Source organism: Bacillus sp. AFS041924, from assembly GCF_002577195.1.
GTDB lineage: Bacteria > Bacillota > Bacilli > Bacillales > Bacillaceae_G > Gottfriedia.
Map to the genome: position 1 here is coordinate 1 of NZ_NULG01000030.1, position 16324 is coordinate 16324.

General features: G+C 34.6%; 11 protein-coding genes and 1 pseudogene. 1 reads left to right on the forward strand and 11 read right to left on the reverse strand.

Annotated features, from left to right (window positions below):
- Positions 1-54 precede the first annotated feature (54 nt).
- The 7 genes from COC46_RS10455 to COC46_RS10485 all read right to left on the reverse strand — a co-directional run bounded on the left by COC46_RS10455 (position 55) and on the right by COC46_RS10485 (position 13056).
- Positions 55-726, reverse strand: a complete 672-nt coding sequence (locus tag COC46_RS10455; RefSeq protein WP_098809658.1) for an AroM family protein — start codon at positions 724-726, stop codon at positions 55-57.
- A 45-nt stretch (positions 727-771) separates the two neighbouring features.
- A complete protein-coding gene (locus COC46_RS10460) occupies positions 772-1716 on the reverse strand; it encodes a DUF1177 domain-containing protein (protein WP_098809659.1) in 945 nt (314 codons plus the stop codon).
- 33 nt (positions 1717-1749) lie between these two features.
- Positions 1750-2799, reverse strand: coding sequence for an S-methyl thiohydantoin desulfurase family protein (locus tag COC46_RS10465; RefSeq protein ID WP_098809660.1), 1050 nt, complete (start codon positions 2797-2799; stop codon positions 1750-1752).
- An 11-nt stretch (positions 2800-2810) separates the two neighbouring features.
- Entirely contained in the window at positions 2811-4412 is a 1602-nt protein-coding gene (locus tag COC46_RS10470; RefSeq protein WP_098809661.1) for an OPT/YSL family transporter, read from the reverse strand.
- A 307-nt stretch (positions 4413-4719) separates the two neighbouring features.
- Positions 4720-5499, reverse strand: a complete 780-nt coding sequence (locus tag COC46_RS10475; protein WP_369700045.1) for an IclR family transcriptional regulator — start codon at positions 5497-5499, stop codon at positions 4720-4722.
- 476 nt (positions 5500-5975) lie between these two features.
- The gene (locus tag COC46_RS23015; RefSeq protein ID WP_098809662.1) at positions 5976-10139 is read right to left on the reverse strand and encodes a S8 family serine peptidase; all 4164 of its coding nucleotides are present in this window, start codon (positions 10137-10139) and stop codon (positions 5976-5978) included.
- Positions 10140-11337: 1198 nt separating this feature from the next.
- Positions 11338-13056 carry a cohesin domain-containing protein gene (locus COC46_RS10485; RefSeq protein ID WP_098809663.1) on the reverse strand — a complete coding sequence of 573 codons (1719 nt, stop codon included), beginning with the start codon at positions 13054-13056 and terminating at the stop codon, positions 11338-11340.
- A 255-nt stretch (positions 13057-13311) separates the two neighbouring features.
- Between COC46_RS10485 and COC46_RS10490 the strand changes: the two genes are divergently transcribed.
- On the forward strand, positions 13312-14514 hold the full coding sequence (locus COC46_RS10490) for an IS110 family RNA-guided transposase (RefSeq protein WP_098809664.1): 1203 nt from the start codon (positions 13312-13314) through the stop codon (positions 14512-14514).
- 207 nt (positions 14515-14721) lie between these two features.
- On the opposite strand, the gene COC46_RS10495 is transcribed toward COC46_RS10490, so the two are convergent.
- From COC46_RS10495 to COC46_RS10510, 4 genes and pseudogenes are all read right to left on the reverse strand, one after another.
- Complete coding sequence (locus COC46_RS10495; RefSeq protein ID WP_098809665.1) at positions 14722-15015, reverse strand: hypothetical protein; 294 nt, start codon at positions 15013-15015, stop codon at positions 14722-14724.
- Positions 15016-15535: 520 nt separating this feature from the next.
- A pseudogene (gene cotJC / locus COC46_RS10500) lies at positions 15536-15766 on the reverse strand (spore coat protein CotJC); the annotation flags it as partial.
- A 15-nt stretch (positions 15767-15781) separates the two neighbouring features.
- Positions 15782-16045: a spore coat protein CotJB gene (locus tag COC46_RS10505; protein WP_098809666.1), complete on the reverse strand. Its 264-nt coding sequence runs from the start codon at positions 16043-16045 to the stop codon at positions 15782-15784.
- Between the two features lie 2 nt (positions 16046-16047).
- The gene (locus tag COC46_RS10510) at positions 16048-16290 is read right to left on the reverse strand and encodes a spore coat associated protein CotJA (protein ID WP_098809667.1); all 243 of its coding nucleotides are present in this window, start codon (positions 16288-16290) and stop codon (positions 16048-16050) included.
- Positions 16291-16324: the final 34 nt, after the last annotated feature.

The following is a 16324-nucleotide window of genomic DNA, read 5'->3' on the forward strand; positions in this document are numbered from 1 at the left end:
ACTTTATAGGGAACAATTCATTATAAGAAAGAATAGCGCTTTTTTTCATTTTAATTAAATCATTTCTGAAACTAGCTTTGCCATAATCACATTTGAAACGATAACAGGAAGCCCTGTTATTTTGGACACTAATTCTCTTGACTGCTCTGAATATGCCATGCAATCAAGTAAAATAATATCTACTTTTTCCTTAAGTGCCTTACCTGCTTTTTCGAAATTTTTCAAATCATTTTTATAAGGAGAAGCAACCTGAATAGTAGGACTCATTCCAAATTGAGAAAATTTATTAATTATACTATCTACTTGTTCTGCTAAAGGTATAATAACCCCTAATCGAAGATTTCCAATTATCGCCTTAACTGCAGACGGAATAATTTGATCTGGTTCAATTAGATAGGATGTATTTGTTTGTAATCCTGGAAATACACCCGTACATAGAAGTAAAATTTGCTTTATCCCCATCTTCTCCAACTGATGAATCTTATCTTGAATAATGGGCTGAATTTTCTCCCGCGACATCACTACAGAATCACCGTTTGTCAATCGAGTCGTTAACACATAATCACCAAAGTCCGGTGACAAATGCTCTTCAATTGTTTCTTTAATTAACCCGTCCAAAACTCCAACTTGAACTAATTCAGAACGACCCTCTATATATTTTTCAATTACTGGTGCCATATCAAGTCGTGGCGCTTGACCGATTGTAACCATTCCAATTTTCGGCATTTGTTTCTCTCCTCTTTAATAAGGAAATGTACATTTCATTCTTGATTAACAAACAGATTTTTTCCCCATTGTTTGTAAGATTTTCATAGAACCATAGAGTTGCGTAATTTTTTCAAATTCGACTTGATTATAAAATTGGCACGAACCGTTTGTAGCTTCTTTGGCAGCTTCAATTGCAAACCGAGCAGCCAATGCAATATCGGTTTCATGGCTTGCTCCTGTACCACATCCAGGAACCATGGATTGAGCTGTAATTGCTAGTCCAACTACAGGCGAATCAGTAGCAACAGACGGCTGAAGAATTGAATTAATATGATAAATGTCATTTCCATATGGTGTAATATCTTGCATTGTTATTGGATACGTAACAGGAAGTTGACCTGTTGTCATTTCCATAATTCTCAGCAAATCGTCACTGACACGAAGAATATATCCTTCTTTTACAGTTGGTGATATCGCAATTCCCTTTTGATTAATGACACGATTTCCTTTTGTCGTATCAATGGAAAGAACCATGTCCATTTCAGGTAAAACTTCATATTGATTCATTGTTAAAATATCAACAGGTGAATCCATGAAGTCTACAGGCTCATGTGGAAATGTTGGTGCATCAGGACAAATATGAGTTGTGACGATTACATCACCTTGTAAGACATCTCCCTTTACTTGCATATCTGCTAATTTTAGTGCAGAAGCAATTGCCGCGACTGCACCATCTGCATCTGAAACTAGACCGATACGACTGGGTCTCGCCCCAATACCACCAAGACGACCTACGATTCCAAAAGTAGGAATATTACCACCAGCAACTTTTCCTTCTTTTCCTGGAATCACAATCTTAATAAAATCTGTGCTACCATTCTCACCTGTTACGGTAGTTACTTCTACGGTAACGTCAGGATATGGAAGAAATAATTCCTTTACTTTTTGCCCGTTTACATAAGCATTATCTAGAGCATCCATTACAGTAAGAGTTTGTCTAAGTGTCATATTAAACCCTCCGTCTCATTTACACGATGTGTTTTAAAGTACTGATTTTTTTATAATTCCTTCAATTTGTCTTAGTAATTTTTCATTGCTCATTGTAGTACTCAAAATTAAATTTTCTTTCGGTACTGCGATAACTGAAAGATGCTGCCCTTTTTCGATCGCTGCGGACACTATCGGTTTTGCTGTTTTTGCATCAAACGTCATAATTAAATCAGGGAAGGTTGCAAATCGCTCTCCGTCTTTTTCTAGTGTCATATATTCATTCCAAAATGTTAATTCATAAGAATCATTGATTAATACAGTTCCAACATCAAATCCGCCGGCCGTTTCAAGTTGAAAGTCAGTAACAGTTCCTGTTGTAATGACTTTTCCACCTAATTTTTTAACGACTGCATCGATTGCCTCTTCACCTTGATGGCTTAATAAAGCTTCTCCAACTTCCATAGCTTGCTTGATTGCACCAGGTGAGCCATTTTGCTTTGCGTATGCGACAGTTACAGGATTTCTCGCAACAGCAACAACTCCACCTGCTTCGATTGAAGCTTTTCGAACCATGTTAGATGTTTTATCAAGTGAGCCTGACATACTCACCTCGACATAGTTTTCATCTTTTCCACCAAGCGCTGCTTGATGTGATACATAATCAGGTAGTTCTGATAAATTTAAAGAGCCCATTGATCCAGTAGGGTGTGCACGTCCATTACATGGAATATCAATTACTGGAATATTTGTCACAGCACTTTGAAACCATCCATTTACTGAAGTACTTGCCCCATTTTCATTTGTAATAATCCCTTTTATTGGTTTACCTATTTTTTTCGAAAGTAGCTCTAATGCCTGAGCATAATACATTGGTTTAACAAATTGCTCCTTTGCTGCAGGAGCCCCAACTAATGATACTGTTACTAGTAAATCGTCATCTTCAAGCTCATCAATTGTAAGTAGTTTCGGTTGACCAACTTCAAGAGCTAACTTACCTATTTTAAGTCCCTCTTCAATCCAGCCACCGCCGCCGCCACCTAAGACTGCGCCACCATATACTACATATTCAACAGTTTTTTCATCTAATTTTATAATTGCCATTTTATTTCGCCTCACTTTCTGATTTTGAACATTGAATTAAAGAAGTTGAACAATGCGTCACCTGCGATAAAACCTGCAGCTAAAATACTCATTGGAGCTTCAGCTTCTTTTCCTTTTACTTTCAATACAACAATACGGATTAGAATACCTAAAAGAACAGCCCAGCAAGCATTCGGACTTAATATCAGTAATCCAGTTGCAAATAAGACTCCTAATTGTTTACCAGGGCCACCAATTAATTGGATAATTGCGCCTGGAATTGCCCAGAATAACAGCTGTTTTGCTACTTCTGGAGATGCACCCGCTTTAATTGTTGAAACATATACCGCATCAATTGGAGGTACTAGATTTTGGGCAAAATAACTTTTATATGTGATCAGAACTGTTAAAAGAGCAACCCCAAATGAAATCATACCAGTAATGTACTGTTGCTTTCTTCCTTGTAATTCATACTCTTTGTCTTCGCCATTTCCGCGAAGAATGTAGCCAGTTTTCAAATCGTATCCCATATCAGCAAATGCCGGACCAGTAGCAGCGCTAAACCCAGCCAACAGTGCTAGTGCTACAGGTGGAAATCCGATTAACATTCCAAATAGAAGCGTAATGAAAGCTACAGCAAATGCTGGGAACCAACCTGAATGCATAGCAGCAATCCCAACAATTAATTCATGAACAAATGCTGCAAAAGCTGCAAATAGTAGGAATCCTATAAACATTCCTGGAGACATTTTTGTAATGATACCGCCTGTAATAGCAATTAATAAAGCTATTACCAGATATGCAATAAATCCATAGCCCAATGCACGTCTTGCTTCCTTAATCGGTCTAGTTAATCTACTCTCATCTAAATTCTCTGTAGCTTTCGCTTGTTTCTGATTACTTTTCTTTTGTTTTCCAAAAATTAAGAATGAAACTTGAATTAAAGCTACTATTCCAGCACCGATCATGAATCCATGTGCAATATAGTGCTGATTAATATCAAAATTAAACCAAGGAATCGAATACTGGCGAATCATTAGTCCGATGCCAAACATTGAAAGTGCCCAAATATTGCCGATAAACGCTGTACCAAATGCCGACATTGAAATATTAAAATAAGAACCTATTATCCCAATTGCTGTACCAACTCCTAAAAGTGCGGCACGTTTTCCACCCTTATCTCCAGCTAGAATAGACTGAGCTGTAGCCACTCCAGGTGCCCAAGTTTCTGATGCCGGGAAAAGCCTAGAATCAAATATTTTGTATAGGATGGCAGCATCTACAAACATAGCTAATGCTGCACCAATCAACATAGGTATAATTAATTTCGTATTCCCCATAACAAATGGAATCCCAATCGGTATTAATAAACTGTTAGCTGCACCAAACGTAGCAGAAGAAATCGATGTTTGAACTAGATTTTGTCGATGAATCGATTTGTACTTTTTAAACATTGCTCCTGGTATCCTAGCTACCAGCATAGCAACAAGTGCACCAACGATTGATGTACTTGGTGTTACCCCAAGAGTCGTAATGATTTGCATTCCAATGATCGCCCCAATAATACTCGTTACAATATTAAAGATAAGCGCAAAGGGTTCAAAAATACTTGGATGCTTTTTTGTGTCTTTCATAGTTTATACCCCCATTAATAATTCCTAACAACTACAATTTTTCTCTTTATACAGTCCTCATTTTCATACTCTTTTAAACGCTTTTTTACCTTTTATACCTTTTATATCCCCCCTTAGTCGTTTTTTATCAACTTAATATGTTTCTATATAAGAAACACTGTTTCTAAAATTATAAACCAATTATAATAAATAATCTAAAAATTTTCAATATTAATATTCTTCCAAGCTTTGGTAAAGCAAATCTATAAAAAAACTGCCCGCTCAATTGAGCGGGCAGTTTTAAATGATTAGTTTATGGTATCAATTATCATCTTGATATGTAATTACTTTGTGTTTCTACATCATATTGAGAGAAATAGCCTTGTATTTTCTCTGCCGCTTTTTGGAGCTTCGGTAAAACTTCGGGTATGATTGATTCTGGCATACGATATTCTGGTCCACCTATCGTTAAAGACGCAATTATTTCATTCTTTCTATTAAATAATGGGACAGATAACGCGAAGATTGATTCAGAATATTCACCGATTGAATAGCACCATCCTTTCGCACGAATCTCCTCTAAATCTTTCAACAATGTTTCAGGTTCTAGTATTGTCTTGGTTGTAAATGCCTGTAATCCTGTATCCATAATTTCTGCTATTTTCTCTTGGGGAAGATAGGCCATTATGACCTTACTTGATGCTCCAGCGTATAAGACTGATCTTGCGCCCTTTGATACAGCAAATTTAATTCTTTTATCAGTCTCAGCAATTTCTACTGTTATCCCTTCTGAACCTTCAAGCCATGTTAAAAATGTAGATTCTTCCGTCTCCTCTGAAAGCTCTTTCATAATTGGATAAATAAAATTTGAAAGATTCATTTTTTCTTGAACAATATAACCGTATTCCATAAATCGAATCCCTAGTTCATATTTCTTTGTTTCTGAATTTTGAGCTAAGAATCCGTGACTCTCGAAAGTAGATAAAATTCGATAAACGACTGAATGGTTCATATTCATTTCCTTAGATAGCTCTCGAACCCCCCATGAAGGATTCTGTTTTGTAAAACATTTTAATAGCTCTAAAGAATTGTCTAATGTTTTTAGCATTATTTCCACACCTCCACTGTTTGTTTCTGTATAAGAACCGTAGTTTCTGTTATATTATTTGTTTTCATTATAACTTTATCTAGGTGTGGAATAAAACAAAAAATAAATATTTGTATCTGTTACATTTATATTCTTTCGTTAAAAAGGACTTTTGATTTTGGATAAAATGTTTGTATTCTATCAAGCGACTGGAATTTGTCATTAATTTAGTATAATTATTATTAAGATAATCGAAGTCAATAATAAAAACAATAATAATAAAGGATAAACAAACAAATGCACTATTATATCCTCCAATCGAACGATATTAATTAAATTGATATTCAACATTATGAAAATATATTTTTTTCTACTATTACTTTTCAAATATAGAGTATTTATATGTAAAGGGAATAGTAAAGAATAAAGAAAGACTCCGGTAAAAAACCGGAGTCAATTAAAACAAAAATTATTTCGAATTTTTCAGTCTTTTGTTTTTAGTTAATTCCTAGTTCTTTCTTAATACTTTCTAAAGTTTGTGATTTGTATTTCTTTTTAGGTTTTGTCTCATTGTTAAATGAAGTATTTTGCCTTAAATAGTTTTTCTCAACAAAAGCCATATCTTTCTCATCAACTACACCATCAAAGTTAACATCCGCATTGCGTTTATTCGTTCCCCAATAAACTTGTAAGTAGATTGCATCCAATACATCAATCACATTATCGCCATTCACATCACCTGCACGGTTTTTCTCCATATCTACTACTGGACTTACCCCCGCAAGATCACCATTGACGTCTCTCACTAGTTTGGTTGATATTTTGCTTGCAAAGTGGCCAGGTAACTTTACATAAATGTCATAGGCTTTGTCTGATAATGGAATATTATCAATTGTAAAGTAACCAGTCTTTGTAATACTTGATGCTTCATAGGTTTTACCACTTGCATCTTGTGCGTACACTTTTGCTCCAATCTTTGAGTAATCAATTGCAGCATTCACTTGATCATTATTCATGAAAGCTTCAGGCAAAATTGAACCATTTACTATTGATTGTTTAGGTAAGACAGTAAAAGTTTTATCTTTAAATGCGCGAATTATTGTATTAGTCGAACTAGACGTTTTCTTATATTTAAAAGAAGTGACATCTATTGGTGTTGCCTCTGATTCATAGATTTTATCATTCGTGACTTTAAACGTGACATCTAAAAACGGTAAATCCTTATCGATTTTCAAATCAGTTTGATCAATTGTAGCCCCTACTTTAAGTGACCCTATTTTAAGTGACCCTGCACTTACTGTTGGTGCACTTAAATTAATTTTTACACCCTTTTCTTCAGCATATTTTTTAAATGCATCATTGATTTTGACATTTTGAAAATTAAGAAAGTCTTTATAAAAAGATACGGTATATTCTCCAAAAGCAAGTTGCTTAATATTATTTAAATTCATTGTCATCGTAATTTCATCACCAAGCCTAACCTTTTCTTTGTCGTAACTTGGCATCGCGTATTCTGTACCTTCTTTTATAAACATGTAATGCTTAATTCCTTGTGGATATCCGTCTGACGCTGTTGCATTATCAAAAACAAATAAGTTCGAATCAATGTAGCCTACTTGGTCAAGCTCAGACTTTGATGCTGGGAATCTAAAGTTACCCTCTTGATCGATTGCGAGGAAATATTGATTATAATAATTATACTCCCACCAAAGTGCACCGTTCGTAGACTGACTGATATTGACTCCTTTTTGTTTCAACGCATCAACAGTTGAATCATAAACGTTACCGTGTATCCATACTGCAGGTCCATCTAATCCCGTTTCTGTCGAATACATCGAATCATTCACTTCATAAACACCTGGTTTTAGTGATACCTCTACTTTTGGAGGAGTATTGTCAATCATAACAATAGCATCCTTGCTGTATGACTTTCCATCTGCATCATGGGCAATCATTTCAAATAAATAATCACCTTCTGGAAGTTTTACCTTTTCATCTGAAATTGGTTGTTTTTTCTTATTTGTGAATGGGTAAACTTCGCCTCTAAACAGGCCTTGCACGTAATAATCGATACCGGTTACTAAATTACTTGCACCAAAAGTTCCGACAAGTCCAATCGGTTCTCCTGTTTTCCCATCTTTCACCAATACATCAATCGTATTTACAGGGCTTGATAATTTGAAATATACACTATTATATGGAGTTGAATACGGATGGGGATTCGTCATATCATTTGTTATCATCGGTCTACTCATTCTCATGTAATCGAATCCTTTATCTCTTACATTGATTGAAAATGGAATTTGATAGTTTTCTTCACTATTCTTTGAATTGACAAAATGAATGTATCCTTCATATCTACCGAATTTTGCTTGTTTAGGTACAACAATGGTTGGATTAACTTCTGTAGATTTTCCTGCTTCTACTGATACAGTACTTGGTACATTTACTTTTACACCATTTTTTGCACCATCTTGAATTTCACCATAAGCAGGTAAGAACTCTACATTTATGTCAAACGTCTTTAAATCTTTTTGATTCAGATTTTCGATAACTACTTTTCTACTGTCTTCAATATTCTTAGCGTCCCCTATATAGTGAGTACCAAAAGCCATTGAACCTGTTTCTTCAGCAATTTCGACTAAATTGCCATCCTGTGCATTCATCGTTTTGTCCATAACCTTCAATAAAGTATCAGAATGGACTGCCTCATATACATCAATTCTACCTGCCCCAACTGCATTAACAGAGTAATCACCATTCATTTTGTCAGCGGTATTCATTAATGCTTCTTTTACTTCAAAAGGTGTATAGTCCGGATGTGCTTGCAAGATTAGAGCTGCAGCCCCGGCTACATGAGGAGTGGCCATAGATGTTCCTGAAAGGCGACCATATGCTATATCGTATTTCTCCCCGTCTTGCTTATCATTAATATATTCAGGAAGAGTAGAAAAGATGGATACGCCCGGTGCAACTACATCTGGTTTAATGTCACCTGTTCCTTCAGCAGGTCCTCTTGAACTAAAATCAGCTAAGTGATCACCTTCTGTTTTAACGCTACCTAATGATTCAAATGTAATTTCATTTTTCCCTTTTAGCCGTTCACCATCAGCCTTGGAAATACGGAACGATGGAATATAATTTGTGCCTTCACCAATAAAAGCATCGATATCACCATCTACATTGTTATATACAATTACCGCCTTTGCACCTGCAGCTTTTGCATTTTGCACTTTCTCATCAAAAGTATACGTGCCACGCTGTATAAACGCTACCTTACCCGCTACATCTTTATTCGCATAATCGCTCTTTGCTCCTAACCCAACATCAACAATCGGTAAAGTCGTATTTTTAAGATCTTCTAAACTATCTGTATAATTTTGTGCTAATAGTTGCATATTTGTTAGCTTTGTATCCCCTGCACTTGCTGTATATGTTGGAATAGCTAGCGACATATCGCTCGCTCCTACTGTCACTGCTAATGCTGCCGCTCCAGGAGCTCCAAGTGTTTTTTCATTAGGTCCAGCATTTCCTGACGCAACACATGCAACAACACCAGATAACATTGCATTGTTTATCGCAATAGATGTCGGACTAAGCGGGTCGTTAACGCTTGATCCTAAAGATAAATTGATGACATCCATTCCATCTTTTACAGCTTTATCAATACCTGCCATAACTGCGTCGTTTGTTCCAGACCCATAAGGTCCCAATACTCTGTATACATAAAGATCAACGTCAGGTGCTACACCCATAACGGCCGATGGAGAGTTATTTTTCTTTTGCGCTCCAATTGACCCAGAAACGTGCGTTCCATGTTCGGTATAATAACTAGTACCAGACATATTAGTTTCAGGCTGTCCAGAAGCCTTCCAGTCCTTATAAGTTGTCTCCATCGGATCCGCATCATTATCAACAAAATCATATCCACCTTTAAAAATCCCTTTTAAATCTGGATGGTTATAATCAATACCAGTATCAATAACTCCTACTTTTACGCCTTTTCCAGTAATGTTCTCTTGGTGAAGTTTGTCCGCACCGATTTGTGGAAGGCTATCATCTACTTTTGTTGGACCAGAAGTCTGCATTTCAGCAGCTTCTTTTGGAAGATCAAGCTTAACCTCGTTGTCCTGCCAAATTCGTTTAACAACACCTGTGCTAAGTAACTCTTGTACAGCAATTCCAGGCAATGTTATCGCTACACCATTAAATGCATTATGGTATTCTCTCGTGATTTTGGCCTCTCCCATTTTCGTCGCTTTTCGCTCATTCTGACTTTTTATATTCTTCCACTCATCTTTAAATTTATCATGATCACTTTCTTGTTTATCTTTTGCGTTAGAAAGAGACATCTTTTTCCCCTTCAATGCTTGCTTTAAAACTTCTACCTTTGCAGGTGCTTGGTTAAATTCAACGATGACATTGACCAATCTAGAGCTTTTTTGATTTATATCTGGCGAAATAACGAATCCTGGTGAAACGTCAAGTTCATTCAGTGCCTTCCTTTGTTCATCAGTTAAGTTTGCCAACATCTTTTCTACACTATTTTGATTATTCTGATTTTTAATTTCGGCAATAGCCTTATATTGACCACCTGTGGAAAATAGCAAACTAGTAATGACAGTACCAGTAAAAATATGTTTAAGTTTTCCTGATTTCATAACTTTCCCCCTGATTATTAATATTTGCTAAAACTAAAATTGTGCCTATAATAACATGTTTAAAAAATTACAATCACCTAACAAATCAATTTTTTCAAAAACGAATGGGTATCAAAATTGAACGACTTTCTCAGGCTTCTGTTTAAACTCGACATTCTTTCTAGCTGTACAAGAGATAATATTTTTCTGTAAGACTATTAATCGTTTTTCTTTTCTCAGATTTCCTTATAATTCAACTATTAGCTTTACTTTTTACAAGATAATTCACTATATTTAATAGCTTTGTAGAACGATCACCACCAATTTTTAATTTTTTTATCTTTAAACAGCAGATAATGTTAAAAATATCTATAAAAACTTCTTCCCCTTTGTGGTTGTTTCCCCATCCTAATTTGATTATATGGAAGGTTGACTGTATCTTTATTTCGCAAAATATTATCATTTTATTTAAATTTATCGACATAAAATAACAAATATTACCAATATTCAGTTTTTTTATTTAGTTTATGAATATATTTTTCTTCTAATTTCTTTATTTTTAAATTCCGATCATACTTAAGAAATAGGAGTCGTTTATCCATCATCATCATTAATGGCCTTTCTATTTAGGAGGCTTAAAAACTTAATAGAAAGGAAAAGTCCTCTATTAAAATGAGTGGTTGCTTTTATCAAAATGCTTAATGGAATAACTAACTTGAACGATAATAGAAAAGAGAGTGAAACCATTTTGAAGAGTTTATTTTTAGCAATAACAAAAAGAAGTGAAGCAGTCAAATTCTGACAATAGCTTCACTTTATTTTGTTTGGTTCATTAATGAGTGAGTGTGTTCCATAAGAAACTTTACCTTTGTATAAATGACCGGCACTATATCTAAATGTACTACTTTAGATAACTTCCTTATTTAACTAATACGTTAGTTCAATGATTGAGTAGATTTTTTCAGATACTTTATCTGGTAACATCAAGTCGTTTATATTAGTGACGAACTCTGGTCTATCTATCTTAAAAACAAACCTATTACGGAAATTTCTAAAATCTTTATTCTATTCAAGCTTGTATAGATATTCAACATTTTGTTCTTTCTAAATAAGCTAAAAGACCAAATCTTTTAGCGATTTGGTCTTAAAAATTATATTGCAATTCTATTGTCTCTCCGTATCAACTGAACTACTTACCCATTTCTCATTACTATTTTATTTAATGCTTTGGTTCCAGACCGATCAAGTTCAAGTAGTAATCTAATCCTTTTTTACCCACAGTTGCTTGTGGTTCTTTTTTCGCTTCTGGTGATTTCTCCATAAAATTCTTCTCGATGAATCGAACATCGGCCTCATTCACAACACCATCTTGGTTAATATCTTGCGCCAAGATAGCTGAATCAGTTGTACCATAAACATCAACTGCACTTTGAACATCTTTAATGTCAACTACATCATCACCATTTACATCGCCTGCAATGCCTAGGTTCATTTGTCCCAATCCAATACTTTGACCAAAATAAGAACCTTGTAGCATAACACCAGTCATAACTTGCTTATACGTTTTTAAATGTCCAGGAATGTCTACAACAACTGTATAATTCTGCGCAGAAGCCGGTACACCTAAAATCGTAAATGTCCCGCGGCTATCGATTGTCCCATTATATTTCTTTCCACTTGGAGATACTGCATAGATCTTTGCACCAATTTTCGTGTAATCACGTGATGTTAAGCTTAATCCGCTAGTAATTGTTTTTGCGAATGCTTCAGGTAAAATACTTCCAGTTATTTTTGAATGCTTCGATATAAAACCAAAATTAGCTGTACTATAAAACGGAAGAGTTACCGCATTTGATTGGCCTGCCTTCGTATAAGTAGAAGTCGTCACTTTAAATTCAGATTCTCCGTAATACCATTCATCTCCAGTTACTTTGAACGTAACGTCTAAGAACGGCATATCTTCGTTCAAACCTTTAAATTCAGATCCACTTAGTGTGGCACCGACTGTAACTAGTGAATTAACACCTGTTCCCTTGAAAACTGGATCGTTCAATACAGCATCTAATCCATTTTGTTTCGCATATTTCTTGATTGCATTGTTTAATTTAACGTTTTTAAAGGTGTATAACCCTGAATCATATTTCACATCATATTTTCCTGACACAAGATTTTTCACATTGTTTAGACTAAGTGTCATTGTGACAGTATCTCCTAATTTCACTTCCTGTTTATCATAGCTCGAAGTTAGGTACTCTGTTCCTTCTTTTAGGTAAATATACTTTTTATAATTTACATTCAACGCAATGTCTGAAGCAGCAAAATATACATAAAATGGTCCATTAGCGATATCAGTTGATTCGATACCATATTCTACATCGCCGTTTGCTGCTACTGGCGGCCAGTCAATAACCCCATAATATGGAAGTCCGTTATAGGTTAAGGAACTATACATTGTGTTCGCCGATTGATCAATATTCAATCCTTTAGACTTTAAAACCTTTATTGAACTATCTGTTACATTACCATGATTCCAGAACGCTTTCTTACCATATTCTTCGGTGTACATTGAATCATTGATTTCATATACACCAGGTTTTTTGTCAAACTTCACGTCTGGTTTTGTGTTATCTACTAGCATAAATGATCCAGCTGTGTACGACTGACCTTCTGAATCATGGCCGATCATTTCAAGCATGTAATCTCCTTCAGGGACCTCTACAGATTCATCAGAAATTGGATGACTTGGATCTCCAGTAAACGGATAAACAACACCTGTAAATGCACCAAGAACCCAGTATTGTTGATCAGGTTTTGCAGACTCTACATTGAAGGATTGTACAAAACCAACTACATTTCCAGTTTTATTATCCTTTAAGATGACATCCACTGTTTTCATTGGACTTTTAAATTTAAAAGTTGCGTTAACAAGTGGATTCATATACTGCCAATTCGTATTATATGGTTAGCCAGAAATTTCTGGTTGACCTATTTTTTATAGGTAATATGATTACAGTAGCCAGGGTAGAACGTAACTGCCAGTGGGACCAGGATCCCGTCGACAAAACTGTTCTCCCTCTACTTATAGAAACATGTTTGAGGCTGGTTGGGACTTGATCCCGAATAACAAGCGAAGCTATGAAACTATAAGAAGAGATAGAGGTTACTGGTAAATAAGAGTTAAGGAGAGATGTTAATGAATCCAGTAGTTGGTCTGGATGTTTCAAAAGGAGAAAGCGAAGTACAAGCCTTTTTAAATAAGAGTATTCCTTACGGAAAAAGCTTCAAAATTTATCACACAAGCGAAGGTTTAACTTTCTTTCTACAATTTTTAAAGGATTTAGAAAACAAGACATTAGTTAAACCTACTATCATTCTAGAAGCCACAGTACATTATCAAGCACCTGTCATTCAATTCTTAGAGAAATACAATTACTTGTATATTATGATTAATCCTTTAGTGTCCCATCAGTCTAAAAAAACAAGCTTAAGAAAAGTAAAAACTGATGCCATGGATGCCTATAATCTTTGTCAATTGTTTTATAAAGAAGAATTAGAGCCCTATAAAAAACGAGGAATTAATCTCTTAAACCTACGCCATTTAACGAGACAACATGAGGCGATAACTGGTCTATATATCCAAGCAAAGCTACAATTTCACACCATGTTAGATCAAGTTTTTCCTGAATATAGACGCGTATTTGGTGATTTATTTTCTAAAGTATCTTTAAATCTATTAAATGTATATCCTACTTCTGAAAAGGTTTTAAAAGAATGTGAAGTTAATTTAGCTGAGAAGATCCGTTCACTATGTAAAACACGTTCTTACCAATGGGCATTAAAAAAAGCAGCTAAATTGAAAGAAGCTGCCATGAATAATCCTTTTGATAAAATTATTTATCAAAGTCATTTAATCAGTCTAAATATGTTTATTCAAATGCTTCTTCAATACCAAGAGCACCTATCTATCTTAGAGGAACAAATAGCTACTCTCACTAAAGATATCGAAGAATATAAGATAATCCAGTCTATTCCAGGTATCGGAGAAAAAATCGGTGCAACGATACTCTCTGAAATTGGTGAAATAGAACGGTTTAATCATCCCAAAAAATTAGTAGCCTTCGCTGGAGTTGATCCTAGTGTATTTCAGTCTGGTAAGTTCAATGCCACAATAAATCGTATTACCAAAAGAGGTTCAACTAGGCTCCGTCACGTTCTATATATGGCAGTCCTTTGTGGAATTAGGAGTTCCAGAAATAAACGATTAAAAGAATTTTATGATAGAAAACGTGTGGAAGGTAAACCCGCAAAAGTAGCAATAATTGCTTGTGTAAATAAATTATTACATTGGATATATACTCTTTTAAAAAGGAAAGAAACATTCCTTGATCTAAACTAAATGCCAAAATTATGATGAAATAACAAATCCTTCCAACAATGAAATGGAAGGCTATTTGGTATGTGCATTTTTAGTATATCATGTGCTAAAAAAAATGTTTATTGGAAAATATTGACATTCTATTAGCTGGTTTTGTTGAATAAAAAAAATCGACTAAACATCCGATCTTGTTATGCAACTATCGCATGAGTTAGTTGCATAGCCACATTAAAAAAATGTTGTACTAAATAATCCCCAAAAGAGAATCACCATAAATAACATAATTGTTCCAAATATGAATGAACATATTTTAAACCAAATAATGTGGTTCTTTCTAGAAAGGAACCTTTTTGTAATACTCAAGATAAAAGTCATTATAAGCTCTAATAGCTCAAAACCTGTAATACCAATTACAAAGTCATCATCTGATTCATATTTTTTAAATGCATAATAAAACCCGTGATAACTAAATAATCCAAAAAGTAAAGTAGATAAAGTAACCAAGATGATTCCAATTAACATTAACATACCAACCTATTTTATTAATTTATAATAATTGTAACACCTTAATTAAAGGGTGTTAACCACTTAAAATAGTAGTTCCCTTATTAAACTAATCTGCCATTTAGTTTAAGTACAATCCTTCACAAACTCCAAGCCAGCGACAACATAAATAACCAATTTTGTTTTAATTCGAGAAGAAAGTCTCATTAATTCTTAAATACCGTTAAAACTTTCTTAGTGTTGTAAATCCGCATTTTATTGACGCTACCTCTTTTCTCAATGGATATTGAGAAAAGAGAAAATAGTGAAGAGGTTGTTACACGTTTTGTATTTTAGATTTATTTAAGGGACAACCTTTATTTTCAGAGGTTACTTCATAATATTTTATGAGGTGATTATTTAATGGCAGTCAAAGAGGTTGGTACACTTGACGTTTTGAAATGGATCGAATTGCTATTAAAGTCAAAATCATTAAAGAGAGCTAAGGTTTAACTTAGTTCTTTTTTATTGCCAATTATTGCATTTTATAAATTATCTATTTATAAATCATCGTAGCAATCATTTCCAAATGAGCAAATTCCTCAGTTCCAATATCGGTTAATAGTCCAATAACTTTATCTGGAATTGAATATCGTTGATTTAAGTATCTCAAAGCAGCTGCTAGCTCTCCGTCTGCTCCACCATATTGTTCAACTAAAAATTTGGCAAGCATAGGGTTACAAGTACTTACTTTTACTGGATATTGTAATTTTTTTTCATAAATCCACATCTATACTCCCTCCTTCTATACCTGCCATGGCCATGGGCCTTTATGCCAGTTCCAGTTTTGGTCTGAATAGCTGTTACCAAATTGAAATAATGGTCCATATTTTGATTCGAAATTTGCTTCGATTTGTTTTTTATATTGAACATATTGATTAAATTGGTTAATTGCATTTTGATCATCTGGATGAGTATCTAAATATAAAGTTAATTCTACAAGTACAAAACCAACAGCTTGCAGTTCCTCTAAATCGTGATAATACTCTGGAGGAAGTTGTTCAGTCATTTTTAATCCCTCCTTGCCTTATATGGATTTTCGTAAAAGTCATAAAACACTTTCCATAAAGTACCTTTTTTCAATGCTTCTTTGTAAGAAAATTGCTCTAGTCCTGGTGGCTGAAACCCTAAATATAAATGTGGAGGCGTTGAATAATACCTTTTACCAATGGGTGGACACGGGTCATTAGGACCATGAAAAACATTCCATGATTTTACAGGGGTAAATTGAAGTCCTTGGTTATTTTCGTTCAAACTGATCACTCCCTCAAATAAAAAGACATCCACT